The organism is Pseudomonas sp. 2VD (assembly GCF_005503585.1).
Taxonomy (GTDB): Bacteria; Pseudomonadota; Gammaproteobacteria; order Pseudomonadales; family Pseudomonadaceae; genus Pseudomonas; species Pseudomonas aeruginosa.
In genome coordinates this window covers 1-17911 of the sequence record NZ_SCND01000086.1, presented here as the reverse complement: position 1 = coordinate 17911, position 17911 = coordinate 1, and the positions used below count along the sequence as shown (strand labels likewise).

Sequence of the window (17911 nt, the reverse complement as noted above, 5' to 3'; positions counted from 1 at the left end):
GGCGCCGCTTCCGGCGCCGCCGCGCAACTGGCCCAACTGGTGCTCGGCCTGGGCCTGGTGATCGGCCTGATCTTCCTGCTCGCCTGGCTGGTGCGCCGGGTGCAACAGGCCGGTCCGCGCGGCAACCGCTTGATCCGCACCCTCGCCAGCCAGCCGCTGGGTCCGCGCGACCGGCTGGTGCTGGTGCAGGTCGGCGAGGAGCAGATCCTGCTCGGCCTGACGCCCGGCCGGATCACGCCGCTGCACGTGCTCAAGGAGCCGGTACACCTGCCGGACGGCGAGCCGGCCACGCCGGAATTCGCCCAGCGCCTGCTGGAGCTGCTGAACAAGGACCCCAAGGGTAAGCCATGACTCCGCGCATCTCCCTGGCCGGCGCGCTCGCCGCGCTCTGCCTCCTGCTGCTGGCGCCGTGGCCGGCGCTGGCCGCCGACCCGACATCGATCTCGGCGATCACCGTGACCACCAACGGCCAGGGCCAGCAGGAGTATTCGGTCAGCCTGCAGATCCTGCTGATCATGACCGCGCTGAGCTTCATCCCGGCGTTCGTCATGCTGATGACCAGCTTCACCCGGATCATCATCGTCTTCTCCATCCTGCGCCAGGCGCTGGGCCTGCAATCGACGCCGTCGAACCAGGTGCTGGTGGGGCTGGCGCTGTTCCTGACCATGTTCGTCATGGCCCCGGTGTTCGACAAGATCAACAGCCAGGCCCTGCAGCCCTACCTGAACGAGCAGATTCCCGCCCAGGAAGCCCTGCAAAAGGCCGAGGTACCGCTGAAGGCGTTCATGCTGGCGCAGACTCGCACCTCCGACCTGGAGCTGTTCGTGCGCCTGTCCAAGCGCACCGACATCGGCAGCCCGGAGGCGACGCCGCTGACCATCCTGGTCCCGGCCTTCGTCACGTCCGAGCTGAAGACCGCGTTCCAGATCGGCTTCATGATCTTCATCCCGTTCCTGATCATCGACCTGGTGGTGTCCAGCGTGCTGATGGCGATGGGCATGATGATGCTGTCGCCGCTGATCATTTCCCTGCCGTTCAAGATCATGCTGTTCGTCCTGGTGGATGGCTGGGCGCTGATCATCGGGACGCTGGCGGGCAGTTTCGGCACCGTCTAGCGGTGCCGCCGGCTTGACGCGCCGCTGGCGCGCTGGAGAGAGACATGACCCCTGAGGTGGCACTCGACCTGTTCCGCGAGGCGTTGTGGCTGACGGCGATGATCGTCGGCGTGCTGGTGGTTCCGAGCCTGCTGGTCGGTCTAGTGGTGGCGATGTTCCAGGCCGCCACCCAGATCAACGAACAGACCCTGAGCTTCCTGCCGCGCCTGATGGTGATCCTGCTCACCCTGATCGTGCTGGGCCCCTGGCTGCTGCGGCAGCTGATGGAATACACCCAGACGCTGATCGGCAACATCCCGCTGCTGATCGGCTGATGCTGGAGCTGACCAACGCACAGATCGGCGGCTGGATCGCCAGCTTCGTGCTGCCGCTGTTCCGGGTCGCGGCGCTGCTGATGACCATGCCGGTGATCGGCACCCAGCTGGTGCCGGTGCGGGTGCGCCTCTACCTGGCGCTGGGCGTCTGCGTGGTGCTGGTGCCGAACCTGCCGCCGATGCCGCAGGTGGACGCGCTGAGCATGAAGGCCATGCTGCTGATCGGCGAGCAGATCCTGGTCGGCGCCTTGCTCGGCTTTTCCCTGCAGTTGCTGTTCCACGCCTTCGTGATCGCCGGGCAGATCATCTCGATGCAGATGGGCCTGGGCTTCGCTTCCATGGTCGACCCGGCCAACGGCGTCTCGGTGCCGGTGCTCGGCCAGTTCTTCACCATGCTGGTGACGCTGCTGTTCCTGGCGATGAACGGCCACCTGGTAGTGTTCGAGGTGATCGCCGAGAGCTTCGTCACCCTGCCGGTGGGCGAGGGCCTGAGCGGCAACCATTTCTGGATCATCGCCGGCAAGCTCGGCTGGGTGATGGGCGCGGCGCTGCTGCTGGCGCTGCCGGCGATCACCGCGCTGCTGGTGGTGAACCTCGCCTTCGGCGCCATGACCCGCGCGGCGCCGCAGCTGAACATCTTCTCCATCGGCTTTCCGTTGACCCTGGTGCTGGGCCTGGTGATCCTCTGGATCGGCACCGCCGACCTGCTCAGCCAGTACCAGGTGCTGGCCGGCGAGGCCCTGCAATTCCTCCGTGAACTGGTGCGGGCGAGGTAGCCATGGCCGAGAGCGAGAGCGGGCAGGACAAGACAGAGGAACCCACGGAGAAACGCCGCCGCGAGGCGCGCGAGAAAGGGCAGTTGCCGCGTTCGCGGGAGCTGAACACCCTGGCCATCCTCATGGCCGGCGCCGGCGGCCTGCTGATCTACGGCGCCGACCTGGCGGGCGCCCTGTTGCGCCTGATGCGCAGCAATTTCGAGCTGTCCCGGGAAACCGCGATGAATACCGAGAGCATGCTGCAATTGCTCGGCGCTTCGGCCTACCTGGCGGCCCAGGGGCTCTGGCCGATCCTGCTGATGCTGCTGGTGGCGGCGATCGTCGGGCCGATCGCCCTCGGCGGCTGGCTGTTCTCGATGGACGCCCTGCAACCCAAGTTCAGCCGGCTCAACCCGCTGTCGGGGCTGAAGCGGATGTTTTCCGCCAAGTCGCTGCTCGAACTGAGCAAGGCGCTGATCAAGTTCCTGGTGGTGCTGGCGGTGGCCCTGCTGGTGCTCTCCGCCGACCGCGACGCCCTCCTGGCGCTGGCGCACCAGCCGCTCGAGCAGGCGATCCTGCACAGCGTGCGGGTGGTCGGCTGGAGCGCCTTCTGGATGGCCTGCAGCCTGCTGCTGATCGCCGCGGTGGACGTGCCCTACCAGATCTGGGACAACCGCCAGAAGCTGCTGATGACCAAGCAGGAAGTCCGCGACGAATACAAGGACTCCGAGGGCAAGCCCGAGGTCAAGTCGAAGATCCGCCAGATGCAGCGCGAGATGGCGCAGAGACGGATGATGGCGGCGGTGCCGGAGGCCGACGTGGTGATCACCAACCCGACCCACTTCGCCGTAGCCCTGAAGTACGACCCGGCGGGCGGCGGGGCGCCGCTGCTGCTGGCCAAGGGCAACGATTTCCTGGCCCTGAAGATCCGCGAGGTGGCCCAGGAGCACAAGGTGATGGTCATGGAGTCGCCGGCGCTGGCGCGAGCGGTGTACTACTCCACCGAGCTGGACCAGGAGATTCCCGCCGGGCTCTATCTCGCCGTGGCCCAGGTGCTGGCCTATGTCTACCAGCTCAAGCAGTACCAGGCCGGCAAGGGCAAGCGGCCGAGCCCGTTGAAGGACCTGCCGATCCCGCCGGACCTGCGTCGCGACGAGTGACCTGGCTGGAGCTACGCGCCGCGCTGTGGCAGCCTTGGCCGGTACCCGCTCGGGATGAGAGCTTTGCCGTTCATGGATCGAACCTTGTCTGATCGTATTTTCCCGCCTGTCCTCCTGTTGCTCGCCCTGGCCTGGCTGCTGCCCTGGATGCCTGCGCACGCCGAAGCGCCGGCGGAATGGGTCGCCTTGCCCCTGTCGGAGCGGGTGGTGGATGCCACCCACACGCTGGACGAGGCGACGCGCCAACGCCTGGTGGAGAAGCTCGAGGCGCTGGAGCGGCGACGCGGTGCGCAGATCGCGGTGGTGATGCTGCCGACTACCGGTACCCTCGATATCGAAGCCTTCTCCGACAAGTTGTTCCAGGCCTGGAAGCTCGGCCGCAAGGCGGTCGACGACGGTCTGCTGCTGGTGGTGGCCAAGGATGACCGGCGCATGCGCATCGAGGTCGGCTACGGCCTGGAGGGTGCGGTGCCCGATGTGGTCGCCGGGCGGATCATTCGCGAGCGGATGGCCCCGGCATTTCGCGAGGGTGACTACGCCGGCGGGATCGAGGCCGCGGTGGACGAGCTGATCCGCCTGGTCGACGGCGAAACGCTGCCGGCGGCCGCGTCGTCGGGTGCGCCGAAAGTCTCGCTGGGGCAATTGCCGGCGGAAGCCTGGGCGCTGCTGGTCGCCTTCATCTACGGATCGTTGGCCGGAGTGCTGTTGAGTGCCCGGGCGCTGCGCTGGCCCTGGCTGCTCGGCGGGGCGCTGCTCTGCTGGCTGTTGGGCACGCTGGCCGGCGCTTCCGGCGAATGGATGAGCGTGCTGCTGGTCGCTCCGCTGTGCATGCTGGTCGGCGGCGCGACCTTCGGCGCGCTGTGGACGGTGCGCCCGGCCTTCTACCTGGTGATCGGCGTACTGGTCTATGTAGCCCTGCTCGGGCTGGCGGCGCATTGGTTCAGCGCGGTGTCCTTCATCTACGGCCTGCTGTGGCCGGCCGGGGTGCTGATGCTGGCGGTTCTCTGCTGGTCGAACTACCGCCTGATGCGCTCGCTATGGCGCGAGCGGCGGAAAAGTTTCCACCGCCGACTGTGGGCGTTGCTGGCGGCCTACCTGCTGCTCGGACTGCTGTCCGGTGGCCTGGACGCACCGCTGGTCTGGCTGGCCCTGCTACCGTTCCAGCTCATGCTCGGGCTGCTGGTGTTCGGCCAGGTACGCCTGAGTGGGGGTGGTGGAGGCTCGTCGGGAAGCTCCGGCGGCGGTTCCTCCTCCTCCTCCTCCTCTTCCTCCTCGTCGTCCGGCGGCTTTTCCGGGGGCGGTGGTTCCAGCGGCGGAGGCGGTGCCTCGGGCAGTTGGTAATGGGTTCCCGTTCATTTCATTCGGAGACAAGGATGTCTGCAATCACGCGTTATCTCGCCATGCTTCGCCTGTTCGGCATGCTGCTCTGCGCCGCCGCGATTCCCTCCGTTGCCACCGCGACGGTGCCGGTCACCGTCGCGGTGGCAGCGTCCGATGTCGAGGAGGAGGCCGTGGAGGCATCGGCGGTCGGCGCCGAGGCCGAGGCAGCGCGCGATGCGGGCTACGAGTCCGCGGAGGTTCCAGCGCTGGCGCGGCGGGTGACCGACCTTACCGCGACCCTCGACGCCGCCGAGCGTGCCCGCCTGGAAGCTTCGCTGGCCGCGCTGGAGGCCCGGAAGGGTGCCCAGGTAGCGATCCTGATGGTGCCCAGCACCTATCCGGACAGCATCGAGGCCTATGCGACGCGGGTCTTCGAGGCGTGGAAGCTGGGGCGCAAGGGGATCGATGACGGCGTCCTGGTGCTGGTGGCGAAGGACGACCGGCGCATGCGCATCGAAGTCGGCTATGGCCTGGAAGGAACGATCACCGACATCGATGCCGGGCGGATCATCCGCGAATACATGACCCCTGCGTTCCGTCAGCAAGACTACGCCGGCGGCCTGGAAGCGGCGGCGCAGCGCCTGGTACGACTGATCGACGGCGAGGCGTTGCCGCCGCCGCGCGACCCGCTGGAGCCCGGCGCGGTACGGCAGACCCTGGCTATCGCATTCCTGCTCGGCGCTCTCGGCGGGGTGGCGCTGCTGGTACGCCCGCGCGCCTGGTACTGGACCCTGGGGGCGGTAGTGGCGCTCGCTGCGGCGTTGGCACTGGGGCGGCACTGGCCGGCAGGGGCGATGGTGGCGCTGGCGGAGATGGTGGCGGTCCTGGGCGTCGGCTTCGGCGCGTTGCTCAAGTATTCGCGCGGTGCCCGCTGGTTCTTCGCCATTCTTGTGCTCTATGCGCTGGGGCTGTTCTGGGCCTACCGCCGTTATGGCCTGCCGGTGCTCCATTACGGATTGGCCGTGCCGCTTTCGCTGGGACTGACCCTGCTGATGCTGGCCGGTGCCTGGCAGGGGCTGCGCAGAGGACGGCGCTGGGCCTACCTGCCGGGCCTGCTCGGCCTGCTGCTGACCCTGGCCCTGGAGTGCCTGCTGTTGCTGGTGGACGACCCGCTGAACAGCATCGAGGCGCTGATCATCCTGCCCGCCGCTTGCCTGCCGCTGCTCATCGGTTGCAATTTCAGCGCCGGCGGCTCGGGGGGAGGGCGTCGACGCGGCGGCGATTACGCTAGCTCATCGGGTTCCTCGTCGTCGAGTTCGTCCAGTTCGTCTTCGGACTCGTTCTCCGGCGGCGGAGGCTCGAGTGGCGGTGGTGGCGCCTCCGGCAGTTGGTGATTGGCGAAAACCCTTTTTCAATCAATGAATTGAAAAGTTGGAACAGTTCCTGCAATGACCCGCCCGACGCGCATTCCGGCGTCAAAAGTTTGTTCGGCGCCCACCTACGGGCGCCATACGCAGGGCAGGGGAGTCGAGAGTGGATCGCACGCAACTGATCAGCAATGTGCGCAGCAACCTGGCGGGGCTGGGTCGCGGCAGCCTCGGCGTGCCGATCCTGCTGCTGGCCATGCTGGCGATGATGACCCTGCCGATCCCGCCATTCCTGCTGGACGTGCTGTTCACCTTCAACATCGCCCTGTCCATCGTCGTCCTGCTGGTCTGCGTGTACGCCCTGCGGCCGCTGGACTTCGCCGTGTTCCCGACCATCCTGCTGGTGGCGACCCTGTTGCGCCTGGCGCTGAACGTTGCCTCGACCCGCGTGGTGCTGCTCCACGGCCACGACGGCCATGGCGCCGCGGGCAAGGTGATCCAGGCCTTCGGCGAAGTGGTGATCGGCGGCAACTACGTGGTCGGGGTGGTGGTGTTCGCGATCCTCATGATCATCAACTTCGTGGTGGTGACCAAGGGCGCCGGGCGGATTTCCGAAGTCAGCGCGCGCTTCACCCTGGATGCCATGCCCGGCAAGCAGATGGCCATCGACGCCGACCTCAACGCCGGCCTGATCGAGCAGGAGGAAGCCAAGAAGCGCCGCAGCGAGGTGGCCCAGGAGGCCGACTTCTACGGTTCGATGGACGGTGCCAGCAAGTTCGTCCGCGGTGACGCCATCGCCGGCCTGCTGATTCTCTTCATCAACCTGATCGGCGGCGTCGCCATCGGCATGATCCAGCATTCGATGTCCTTCGGCGACGCCGGCAAGGTCTACGCCCTGCTGACCATCGGTGACGGCCTGGTGGCACAACTGCCGTCGCTGCTGCTGTCGACCGCGGCGGCGATCATGGTGACGCGGGTCTCCAGTTCCGAGGACATGGGCCAGCAGGTCAACCGGCAGATGTTCGCCTCGCCCAAGGCGCTGGCGATTTCCGCGGCGATCCTGATCGCCATGGGCGCCGTGCCGGGCATGCCGCACGTTTCCTTCATCGGCCTCGGCGCCCTGGCCGGCGCTGCCGCCTACTGGATCTGGCACCGGCAGAACAAGGCCAAGCAGGTCGCCGAGCAGGAGGTACAGCGCCAGCAGGAGCTGCTGCCGGCGCAGCGTGCCCAGGAGGTCAAGGAACTGGGCTGGGACGATGTCACCCCGGTGGACATGGTCGGCCTGGAAGTCGGCTACCGGCTGATCCCGCTGGTCGACCGCAACCAGGGCGGGCAACTGCTGGCGCGGATCAAGGGCGTACGCAAGAAGCTGTCCCAGGAGCTGGGCTTCCTGATGCCCTCGGTGCACATCCGCGACAACCTCGACCTGCTGCCCAACGCCTACCGCCTGACCCTGATGGGGGTCAGCGTGGCCGAAGCGGAGATCTATCCCGATCGCGAGCTGGCGATCAACCCCGGCCAGGTATTCGGCAGCCTCAACGGCATCGCCGGCAAGGACCCGGCCTTCGGCCTGGAGGCGGTATGGATCGAGCCCGGCCAGCGCGACCAGGCGCAGTCGCTGGGCTACACCGTGGTGGATGCGAGCACCGTGGTCGCCACTCACCTGAATCAGGTGCTGCACAAGCACGCCCACGAGCTGCTGGGCCATGAAGAAGTGCAACAGCTCCTGCAATTGCTCGCGCGCAGCTCGCCGAAGCTGGCGGAAGAGCTGGTGCCGGGGCTGATTTCCCTGTCCACCCTGCTCAAGGTCCTGCAGGCGCTGCTCCAGGAGCAGGTGCCGGTGCGCGACATCCGTACCATCGCCGAGGCCATCGCCAACGTCGCTCCGCGGAGTCAAGATCCCGGCGCGATGGTCGCCGCGGTTCGCGTCGCGTTGTCCCGCGCAATCGTGCAAAGCATTGTCGGGCTTGAGCCGGAGCTGCCTGTGATCACGCTCGAGCCGAGGTTGGAACAGATTTTGCTGAACAGCATGCAGAAGGCCGGACAAGGCTCCGAGGACGGCATGTTGCTGGAGCCGGGAATGGCCGAGAAGCTGCAACGCTCGCTGATCGAGAGCGCGCAACGCCAGGAGATGCTCGGTAAGCCGGCGATCCTGCTGGTTGCCGGGCCGATCCGCTCGATGATGTCGCGCTTCGCGCGGATGGCGGTGCCCAGCATGCATGTGCTGGCCTACCAGGAAATCCCGGACAACAAGCAAGTCACCATCGTCGCGACGGTGGGGCAGAACTGAACGAGGGCTGCGCCGGCTCCAGGGCCGGCACACCGGGCAACCTGAGGTTGCCGGCAAGACTACTGAACTGAGGGGTTCGGGCAATGCAAGTCAAACGCTTCTTCGCCGCCGATATGCGCCAGGCCATGAAACTGGTCCGCGACGAACTGGGTCCGGACGCCGCGATTCTCGGCAACCGCCGGGTCGCCGGCGGCATCGAGCTGACCGCGGCGCTGGATTACCAGGCCCCGCCGGCGCCGAGCAAGCCCAACCCGGCGCTGGAAGTGGAGCTGCGCAAGACCCAGGCGCGGATCGCCGAGGCGCGCGCCGAATTGACGGCGCGTCCGGCGGAAAACCAGCGCAAGGACCGTCAATTGTTCGCCGAGGAGAAGCCGGCGCGTCCGTCCCTGGCCGAGTCCATGACGGCGGCGCAGGCCAAGCCCCAGGCGGGCGGCCAGACCCTCGAGGCAATGCGTTTCGAACTGAACGGCCTGCGCGAGCTGATCGAGGTACAACTGGGTTCCATCGCCTGGGGCCAGTTGCAGCACCAGCGTCCGCAGCAGGCCAACCTCTGGCGGCGCCTGCAGCGCATGGGCTTGCCGGCGGAGCTGAGCAAGCCGTTGCTGGAGCGGGTCGCCGCGGTGGGCGATACGCGCCAGGCCTGGCGCATGCTGTTGGCGCACCTGTCGCGTGCCGTGCAGACCCCCGAGCAGGACCCGCTCGACGCGGGCGGCGTACTGGCCCTGGTCGGCCCGGCAGGCGCCGGCAAGACCACCACCCTGGCGAAGATGGCCGCGCGCTACGTCCTCAAGTACGGCGCCCAGAGCCTGGCGCTGGTGAGCATGGACAGCTACCGGATCGGCGCCCAGGAGCAGATCAAGACCCTTGGTCGGATCCTCAACGTACCGGTGACCCTGGTCGATCCCGGCCAGTCGCTGATCCAGGCCCTGGCGCCGCTGGCGCGCAAGCGCATGGTGCTGATCGATACCGCCGGCCTGCCGGCCAGCGACCCGGCATTGCGCATGCAGCTCGAGGCACTGGCGTCGCCGAGCCTGAACGTGAAGAATTACCTGGTGATGGCCACCACCAGCCAGAGCCAGGTGCTCAAGTCGGCCTACCAGACCTATCGGCACTGCGGGCTGGCGGGTTGCATCCTGACTAAGCTGGACGAGGCGGGCAGCCTCGGTGAATCGATGGCGCTGGCTATCGCCCAGCGTCTCCCGGTAGCCTATCTGGCGGATGGGCCGCGGATTCCGGACGACCTGCAGGTGGCGCGCAGTCACCAACTGGTCAGCCGGGCGGTGAGCCTGCAGGCACCGGAAGAGCCCAGCGAGGACGCCATGGCCGAGATGTTCGCCGGGCTCTACCAGCAACCGGCGCGGCGTGCCGGCTGAGGACGTGGGAAGAACCGCGCGTGGCGCGGGTGACGGAAGCGAAGGTGGCTTCCGCCGGGCCGGGAACGATGGCGCATCATTCCCGCCAATACCGGAGAGCGCTGGAAGGGGCGTTCCGGGAAGACGACAACACAAGGTATGAAGCAGATGGGTAGCATGCATCCCGTACAGGTGATCGCAGTAACTGGCGGCAAGGGCGGCGTCGGCAAGACCAATGTGTCGGTGAACCTGGCACTGGCTCTGGCCGATCTCGGCCGTCGCGTCATGCTGCTGGATGCCGACCTCGGCCTGGCCAACGTCGACGTCCTGCTGGGACTCACGCCCAAGCGCACCCTGGCCGACGTGATCGAGGGACGCTGCGAACTGCGCGATGTCCTCCTCCTCGGTCCCGGTGGCGTGCGCATCGTTCCCGCGGCCTCCGGCACGCAGAGCATGGTGCACCTCTCGCCCATGCAGCATGCGGGGCTGATCCAGGCGTTCAGCGATATCAGCGACAACCTCGATGTCCTGGTCGTCGACACTGCCGCCGGAATCGGCGATTCGGTGGTCAGTTTCGTCCGCGCCGCGCAGGAGGTGCTGCTGGTCGTCTGCGACGAGCCGACCTCGATCACCGATGCCTACGCCCTGATCAAGCTGCTCAACCGCGACCACGGCATGACCCGCTTCCGGGTCCTGGCCAACATGGCCCACAGCCCGCAGGAAGGACGCAACCTGTTCGCCAAACTGACCAAGGTCACTGACCGTTTCCTCGACGTCGCACTACAGTATGTAGGTGTCATCCCTTACGACGAGTCGGTACGCAAGGCCGTGCAGAAACAGCGAGCCGTATACGAGGCATTCCCCCGCTCGAAGGCGTCCCTGGCCTTCAAGGCGGTCGCGCAGAAGGTCGACAGCTGGCCGCTGCCGGCCAACCCGCGCGGGCACCTGGAGTTCTTCGTCGAACGACTGGTCCAACACCCCGCGACAGGTTCGGCCGTATGACAGCGGCCTCTGGAGTGCGTATGTATAGCAAGGCGCAAGCGCAGAACTCCCAGGAGCAACTGATCCAGCGTTACGCACCACTGGTCAAGCGCATCGCCTATCACCTGCTCGGCCGCCTGCCGGCCAGCGTGCAGGTGGAGGACCTGATGCAGGCCGGCATGATCGGCCTGCTCGAGGCCGCGAAGAAATACGACGCCGGCAAGGGCGCCAGCTTCGAGACCTATGCCGGCATCCGCATCCGTGGGGCCATGCTCGACGAGGTCCGCAAGGGCGACTGGGCGCCGCGTTCGGTGCACCGCAACACGCGCATGGTGACCGACGCGATCCGCGCGATCGAGGCGAGAACCGGACGCGACGCTAAAGATCACGAAGTTGCTGCCGAACTCCAATTGAGCCTCGAAGATTACTACGGCATCCTCAGCGACACGCAGGGCAGCCGCCTGTACAGCTTCGACGACCTGTTGCAGGACGGCGAACATGGATTGCCGGAAGACACCAGCCTCAGTCACAACGAACCGATCCACGGCCTGCTCGACGAACGTTTCCAGGCGGCCCTGGCGGATGCCATCGCCAAGTTGCCGGAGCGCGAGCGCCTGGTGCTGGCGTTGTATTACGACGAGGAACTCAACCTCAAGGAGATCGGCGAGGTACTGGGCGTCAGCGAATCGCGGGTCAGCCAGTTGCACAGCCAGTGCGCCGCGCGTTTGCGTGCGCGCCTGGCCGATTGGCGGTCGGCCTGAACCGGCCTCGACCGCAGCTTGTAACCGTTAACGCAAAAGAATGTGTGGCGCGTCCCCTGGGGCGCGCTCTGGTCTGTACGGAGGTTTACTTGGACAAGAACATGAAAATTCTCATCGTGGACGACTTTTCCACGATGAGACGCATCATCAAGAACCTCTTGCGGGACTTGGGCTTCACCAATACCGCCGAGGCCGACGACGGCACCACGGCGCTGCCGATGCTGCACAGCGGCAATTTCGACTTTCTCGTCACCGACTGGAACATGCCGGGCATGACCGGCATCGATCTGCTGCGCGCGGTTCGCGCCGACGAGCGCCTCAAGCACCTGCCGGTGCTGATGGTCACCGCCGAGGCCAAGCGCGACCAGATCATCGAAGCGGCCCAGGCCGGGGTCAACGGCTATGTGGTCAAACCCTTCACCGCTCAGGTCCTGAAGGAAAAGATCGAGAAGATTTTCGAGCGGGTCAACGGCTGAAGCCGGCCAAGAGGGTGTCATGGTGCTTGGTAACGATTCCACGGGCGACGAATTCGAATCGACCCTGAAAAAACACGCGCGCGAACTGGTGGACTGTCTCGAACGGGGGCACTTCCAGCAGGCGGTGCAATTGATCCAGGAGCTCAGCCAGGCCAGGGACCGTGGCCTCTACCAGGAAGTGGGCAAGCTGACCCGCGAACTGCACAACGCCATCGTCGATTTCCAGATCGACCCGCATTCCCCCCACGCGCAGGAAATGTCGCAGATCGCCGATGCCACCGATCGTCTTTCCTACGTGGTGGAAATGACCGAGAAGGCCGCCAACCGGACCATGGACCTGGTGGAGCAGAGCGCCCCGCTGGTCAACCAACTGGGCGACGATTCGCGGGAGCTGCACCAGGAGTGGCAACGCTTCATGCGCCGGGAAATCGACGCTGACGGCTTCCGCGAGCTGGCCAAGCGCATCGAACAGTTCCTCGTGCGCAGCGGCGAGAACGCCGGCCAGTTGTCCTCGCAGCTCAATGACATCCTGCTGGCGCAGGATTACCAGGACCTGACCGGCCAGGTGATCAAGCGTGTCACCAAGCTGGTCACCGAGGTCGAGAGCAACCTCGTGAAGCTGGTCTGGATGGCCGGCCAGGTGGACCGTTACGCCGGAATCGAGCACGACCACGTGAGCATGCGCCACCAGGCCGCGCTGGAGCGTTCGGCCAAGGGCGAGGGGCCGCAGGTCGCCGCGGAAAAACGAGAGGATGTGGTGTCCGGGCAGGATGACGTGGACGATCTGCTGTCCAGCCTGGGTTTCTGACCCGCCCGGCTCAAGACTGCGGCATCGCTGCCGTTAAGTAAGCATTGAACGCTGGCATCCGCGGGCTGCCGGCACAGCCTTCGTCATGCCGGTGATCCCGGCGGGCGGGCTGAAGTCGGTCCGGAAAGCCGGGCCGGTATTTCCGGCAGGACAGCGGTCCTGCCGATCCTTTCGAGTAACACGTCTCTGGGAGCAGCCGAATGAGCTTCGACGCCGATGAAGAAATCCTCCAGGACTTCCTGGTTGAGGCCGGCGAGATTCTCGAGCAATTGTCCGAGCAACTGGTCGAGCTGGAGAGCCGGCCGGACGACATGGACCTGCTCAATGCCATTTTCCGTGGGTTCCATACGGTCAAGGGCGGTGCCGGCTTCCTCCAGCTGAACGCGCTGGTGGAATGCTGCCACATTGCGGAAAACGTCTTCGATATCCTGCGCAAGGGCGAGCGGCGCGTCAGCTCCGAACTGATGGATGTGGTGCTGCAGGCGCTGGATACGGTCAACGCGATGTTCGACCAGGTGCGCGAGCAGTCCGAACCGACCCCGGCGACGCCCGAACTGCTGGCGGCCCTTGCCCGCCTGGCCGAGCCCGAGGGCGCCGCGCCCGCGGAACCTGTGCAAGCGCCGCCAGCGGCCGTTCCGCCAGCCGAGCCTGCGGCGCCGCCGGAAGCGCCCGCGCAGAGTGGCTCCAGCGATATCACCGACGACGAGTTCGAGCAGTTGCTGGATGCTCTCCAGGGCGACGAAGCGCCGGCCTCCGCCGTTGCAGAAGCGTCCGCGGCTCCCGCTGGCGACGAGATCAGCGACGCCGAGTTCGAGGCGTTGCTCGACCAGTTGCACGGCAAGGGCAAGTTCGTCCCGCCGGCGGTCTCGGCCGAGCCTGCGCAAGTCCCCGCCGAGGCGGTCGAGCCGGCCGCGGCTGCCGCTGGTGACGATATCAGCGACGACGAGTTCGAGGCGCTGCTCGACGAACTGCACGGCAAGGGCAAGTTCGGCGATGTCCCGGAAGCCGCCGGCACACCCGCCGCACCGGCTGCCGCGGCTCCAGCGGCTGCGCCGGCGGAGCAGGGCAAGGCGCCGGCCGCCGCGGGCGGCGATGAGATCAGCGACGACGAGTTCGAGTCGCTGCTCGACGAACTGCACGGCAAGGGCAAGTTCAACGGCGCCTCCGAAGCCGTGGCGGCCGCCGCGGCGGTAGCCAAGAACATCGCGGCGAAGAGTCCCGCGGCGAAACCGGTCGCTCCGGCCAAGGCCGCCGCCGCGCGTCCGGCGGCGCCCGACAGGCCGGCGGCGAGCGAGGCGGAGACCACCGTGCGGGTGGATACGGCGCGTCTCGACGAGATCATGAACATGGTCGGCGAGCTGGTGCTGGTGCGTAACCGCCTGGTGCGCCTGGGCCTGAACAGCGGCGACGAGGCCATGGCCAAGGCCGTGGCCAACCTCGACGTGGTCACCGGCGACCTGCAGATGTCGGTGATGAAGACCCGCATGCAGCCGATCAAGAAGGTCTTCGGCCGCTTCCCGCGTCTGGTCCGCGACCTGGCGCGGAACATGAAGAAAGAGATCAACCTGGAGCTGGTGGGCGAAGAGACCGACCTCGACAAGAACCTGGTCGAGGCCCTCGCCGATCCGCTGGTGCACCTGGTGCGCAACGCCGTCGACCACGGCATCGAGAGTCCGGAGGAGCGCGAGGCCGCCGGCAAGCCGCGGGTCGGCCAGGTGGTGCTGTCGGCGGAGCAGGAGGGCGACCACATCCTCCTGATGATCACCGACGACGGCAAGGGCATGGACGCCGAGGTGCTGCGCAACAAGGCGGTGGAGAAAGGCCTGCTGGAGCGCGACGCGGCGGACCGCCTGACCGACCTGGAGTGCTACAACCTGATCTTCGCCCCGGGTTTCTCGACCAAGACCGAGATTTCCGACGTGTCCGGCCGCGGCGTCGGCATGGACGTGGTGAAGACCAAGATTTCCCAGCTCAACGGCACGGTCAACGTGTTCTCGCAGAAGGGGTCCGGCTCGAAGATCGTCATCAAGGTGCCGCTGACCCTGGCGATCATGCCTACCCTTATGGTGATGCTGGGTAGCCAGGCGTTCGCCTTCCCGCTGGTCAACGTCAACGAAATCTTCCATCTTGACCTGTCGCGCACCAATGTCGTGGATGGCCAGGAAGTGGTGATCGTCCGCGACAAGGCCTTGCCGCTGTTCTACCTCAAGCGCTGGCTGGTGCCGAGCGCGGCCCACGAGGAGCAGGGCGAGGGGCACGTGGTGATCCTGTCGGTCGGCACCCAGCGCATCGGTTTCGTCGTCGACCAGTTGGTGGGACAAGAAGAAGTGGTGATCAAGCCACTCGGCAAGATGTTGCAGGGCACCCCCGGCATGGCGGGCGCCACCATCACCGGGGACGGGCGCATCGCCCTGATCCTCGATGTGCCGAGCATGCTCAAGCGTTACGCACGGCGCATCTGACGCCGCGTATGGGTTTCCGGCGGCGCAGGAGCGTCGCCCTCTGAGGAGTAGCTATGGCAGTCAAAGTCCTGGTGGTGGACGATTCGGGGTTCTTCCGCCGCCGTGTCTCGGAGATTCTCTCCGCCGATGGACAGATCCAGGTGGTCGGCACCGCCACCAATGGCCGCGAGGCCATCGAGCAGGCGCTGGCCCTGAGACCCGATGTGATCACCATGGATTACGAGATGCCGCTGATGGACGGCATTACCGCGGTACGCAACATCATGCAGCGTTGCCCGACCCCGGTCCTGATGTTCTCCTCGCTGACCCACGAGGGCGCGCGGGTGACCCTGGATGCGCTGGACGCCGGAGCGGTCGACTACCTGCCGAAGAATTTCGAGGACATCTCGCGCAACCCGGACAAGGTCCGCCAGTTGCTTTGCGAGAAGGTCCTGACCATCGCCCGTAGCAATCGTCGCTCGATCAGCCTGCCGCCGCTGCCTTCGGCCACCTCGTCCAGCCATGCGCCGGCGTCGTCCTCCAGCCTCGGCGCGAGCGCGCGTGCCAGTGCCGGCGCGTCGCCGGCCCCGGCGTCGACCTCGGCGGCGCCGAAGCGCAAGGCCTACCGGCTGGTCGCGATCGGTACCTCCACCGGTGGACCGGTTGCCTTGCAGCGGGTGCTGACCCAGTTGCCGGCCAACTTCCCGGCGCCGCTGGTGCTGATCCAGCACATGCCGGCGGCCTTCACCAAGGCTTTCGCCGAGCGCCTCGACAAGCTGTGCCGGATCAGCGTCAAGGAAGCAGAGGACGGCGACATCCTGCGTCCCGGCCTGGCGCTGCTGGCGCCGGGCGGCAAGCAGATGATGGTCGACGGCCGCGGCACGGTGCGCATCCTCCCCGGCGACGAACGCCTGAACTACAAGCCCTGCGTCGACGTGACCTTCGGCTCGGCAGCCAAGGCCTACAACGACAAGGTCCTGGCGGTGGTCCTCACCGGCATGGGCGCCGACGGACGCGAGGGCGCGCGCCTGCTCAAGCAGGGCGGCAGCCAGGTGTGGGCGCAGGACGAGGCCAGTTGCGTGATCTACGGGATGCCGATGGCCGTGGTCAAGGCCAACCTGGCGGACGCGGTGTACGGGCTCGACGACATTGGCCGGCACCTGGTCGAGGCGTGCCAGTAAGCGTGCGTGCAGGAATGAGGAGACTGCCTTCGATGGCCACCCACGTGACGACCTGCGCGCGCCTTCGCCGAGCCGAGGGGACGCGCTGATGGATGTGCTCAGCCTGGTCGGGATCATCCTGGCGTTCGTCGCCATCGTCGGCGGCAACTTCCTCGAGGGCGGCCACGCGGGGGCCCTGCTCAACGGTCCGGCGGCGCTGATCGTGATCGGCGGCACCCTGGCCGCGGCGCTGTTGCAGACCCCGGTGAACGTGCTCAAGCGCGGCCTGGGCATGCTCGGCTGGGTGTTCTTCCCGCCGCGCGAGGATCTTTCCGGGGGAATCGACCGGATCGTCTCCTGGAGCATGACCGCGCGCAAGGAAGGCCTGCTCGGCCTGGAGAGCATCGCCGACGCGGAGCCCGATCCCTATGCGCGCAAGGGCCTGCAACTGCTGGTGGACGGCGCCGAGCCAGAAGTCATCCGCAGCATCCTCGAGGTCGACCTGTTCACCCAGGAAAGCCGCGACCTGCAGGCCGCCAAGGTGTTCGAGAGCATGGGCGGCTATGCGCCGACCATCGGCATCATCGGCGCGGTAATGGGCCTGATCCATGTGATGGGCAACCTGGCCAACCCGGCGCAGCTCGGTAGCGGCATCGCCGTGGCCTTCGTCGCCACCATCTATGGCGTCGGCTTCGCCAACCTGCTCCTGCTGCCGATCGGCAACAAGCTGAAAACCCTGGTACTGCGCCAGTCGCGCTACCGCGAGATGCTCCTGGAGGGCCTGCTGTCCATCGCCGAGGGCGAGAACCCGCGTTCCATCGAGTTGAAGCTGCAAGGCTTCATGGACTGACCGGAGCCGAGCATGCAGCGTCGCCGTCGCCACCAGGAGGAACACGAGAACCACGAACGCTGGCTGGTTTCCTATGCCGATTTCATCACCCTGTTGTTCGCCTTCTTCGTGGTGATGTATTCGATTTCCTCGATCAACGAGGGCAAGTACAAGATCCTCTCGGAGACCCTCACCGGCGTGTTCAACCAGCCCGACCGCTCGTTGAAGCCGATTCCCATCGGCGACGAGCGGCCGCGCACCACCGAGCCGGAGCGCACCAGCGTCGAGGAGCAGCCCAGCGACAACGCGGCCAGCGCCGACTCCCTGGAGCGGATCGCCGACAGCGTGCGCGATGCCTTCGGCGACTTGATCGCCTCCGACCAGTTGAGCGTGCGCGGCAACGAGCTGTGGATCGAGATCACCCTCAATTCCAGCCTGCTGTTTCCCAGTGGCGATGCGCTGCCCAACGATGCCGCCTTCGATATCGTCGAGAAGGTCGCCAAGATCCTGGCGCCCTACAAGAACCCGATCCATGTCGAGGGCTTCACCGACGACGTGCCGATCCATAGCCCGCGCTATCCCACCAACTGGGAACTGTCGGCGGCGCGGGCGGCGAGCATCGTCCGCCTGCTCGGCAACGATGGGGTCGAGCCGTCGCGGATGGCTGCGGTGGGCTATGGTGAATTTCAACCGGTGGCAGACAATGCCAGCGCCGAAGGGCGGGCGAAGAACCGCCGGGTGGTGCTGGTGATCTCGCGCAACCTGGAGGTACGGCGCAGCGT

17 protein-coding genes are annotated in these 17911 nt (G+C 66.7%); all 17 read left to right on the top strand.

Going from position 1 to position 17911, the window contains the following annotated elements:
* A partial coding sequence (gene fliO, locus FFS27_RS12305; RefSeq protein ID WP_137952026.1) for a flagellar biosynthetic protein FliO occupies positions 1-351 on the top strand: 351 nt, incomplete at its 5' end.
* Positions 348-1115, top strand: a complete 768-nt coding sequence (gene fliP / locus FFS27_RS12300) for a flagellar type III secretion system pore protein FliP (RefSeq protein WP_003083052.1) — start codon at positions 348-350, stop codon at positions 1113-1115. The genes fliO and fliP, both read left to right, overlap by 4 nt.
* Before the next feature lie 44 nt (positions 1116-1159).
* A complete protein-coding gene (fliQ, locus tag FFS27_RS12295; RefSeq protein ID WP_003083053.1) occupies positions 1160-1429 on the top strand; it encodes a flagellar biosynthesis protein FliQ in 270 nt (89 codons plus the stop codon).
* Positions 1429-2205: a flagellar biosynthetic protein FliR gene (fliR, locus tag FFS27_RS12290; RefSeq protein WP_003133221.1), complete on the top strand. Its 777-nt coding sequence runs from the start codon at positions 1429-1431 to the stop codon at positions 2203-2205. Before fliQ ends, fliR begins: the two co-directional genes overlap by 1 nt.
* A 2-nt stretch (positions 2206-2207) precedes the next feature.
* Positions 2208-3344 (top strand): flagellar biosynthesis protein FlhB, encoded by a 1137-nt coding sequence (gene flhB, locus FFS27_RS12285; RefSeq protein WP_003083056.1) that lies wholly within the window; start codon positions 2208-2210, stop codon positions 3342-3344.
* Positions 3345-3416: 72 nt separating this feature from the next.
* On the top strand, positions 3417-4685 hold the full coding sequence (locus FFS27_RS12280; protein WP_003118682.1) for a TPM domain-containing protein: 1269 nt from the start codon (positions 3417-3419) through the stop codon (positions 4683-4685).
* Positions 4686-4717: 32 nt separating this feature from the next.
* Entirely contained in the window at positions 4718-6058 is a 1341-nt protein-coding gene (locus FFS27_RS12275; RefSeq protein WP_019484529.1) for a TPM domain-containing protein, read from the top strand.
* 139 nt (positions 6059-6197) lie between these two features.
* A complete protein-coding gene (gene flhA / locus FFS27_RS12270; protein WP_003087100.1) occupies positions 6198-8321 on the top strand; it encodes a flagellar biosynthesis protein FlhA in 2124 nt (707 codons plus the stop codon).
* 83 nt (positions 8322-8404) lie between these two features.
* The gene (flhF, locus tag FFS27_RS12265) at positions 8405-9694 is read left to right on the top strand and encodes a flagellar biosynthesis protein FlhF (RefSeq protein ID WP_003087102.1); all 1290 of its coding nucleotides are present in this window, start codon (positions 8405-8407) and stop codon (positions 9692-9694) included.
* A gap of 138 nt (positions 9695-9832) precedes the next feature.
* Positions 9833-10675: a flagellar synthesis regulator FleN gene (gene fleN / locus FFS27_RS12260; protein WP_003083064.1), complete on the top strand. Its 843-nt coding sequence runs from the start codon at positions 9833-9835 to the stop codon at positions 10673-10675.
* A complete protein-coding gene (gene fliA / locus FFS27_RS12255; RefSeq protein ID WP_003083070.1) occupies positions 10672-11415 on the top strand; it encodes an RNA polymerase sigma factor FliA in 744 nt (247 codons plus the stop codon). Before fleN ends, fliA begins: the two co-directional genes overlap by 4 nt.
* A 101-nt stretch (positions 11416-11516) precedes the next feature.
* Positions 11517-11891 (top strand): chemotaxis response regulator CheY, encoded by a 375-nt coding sequence (locus FFS27_RS12250; RefSeq protein WP_003083073.1) that lies wholly within the window; start codon positions 11517-11519, stop codon positions 11889-11891.
* A 19-nt stretch (positions 11892-11910) separates the two neighbouring features.
* Positions 11911-12699: a protein phosphatase CheZ gene (locus FFS27_RS12245; protein WP_003083075.1), complete on the top strand. Its 789-nt coding sequence runs from the start codon at positions 11911-11913 to the stop codon at positions 12697-12699.
* Between the two features lie 200 nt (positions 12700-12899).
* Complete coding sequence (locus tag FFS27_RS12240; RefSeq protein ID WP_009314787.1) at positions 12900-15161, top strand: chemotaxis protein CheA; 2262 nt, start codon at positions 12900-12902, stop codon at positions 15159-15161.
* Positions 15162-15214: 53 nt separating this feature from the next.
* The gene (locus tag FFS27_RS12235) at positions 15215-16321 is read left to right on the top strand and encodes a protein-glutamate methylesterase/protein-glutamine glutaminase (RefSeq protein WP_003087115.1); all 1107 of its coding nucleotides are present in this window, start codon (positions 15215-15217) and stop codon (positions 16319-16321) included.
* Positions 16322-16409: 88 nt separating this feature from the next.
* Positions 16410-17150, top strand: a complete 741-nt coding sequence (locus tag FFS27_RS12230) for a flagellar motor protein (RefSeq protein ID WP_003083089.1) — start codon at positions 16410-16412, stop codon at positions 17148-17150.
* A gap of 12 nt (positions 17151-17162) precedes the next feature.
* On the top strand, positions 17163-17911 hold a 749-nt coding region (gene motD, locus FFS27_RS12225), incomplete at its 3' end, for a flagellar motor protein MotD (RefSeq protein ID WP_137952025.1).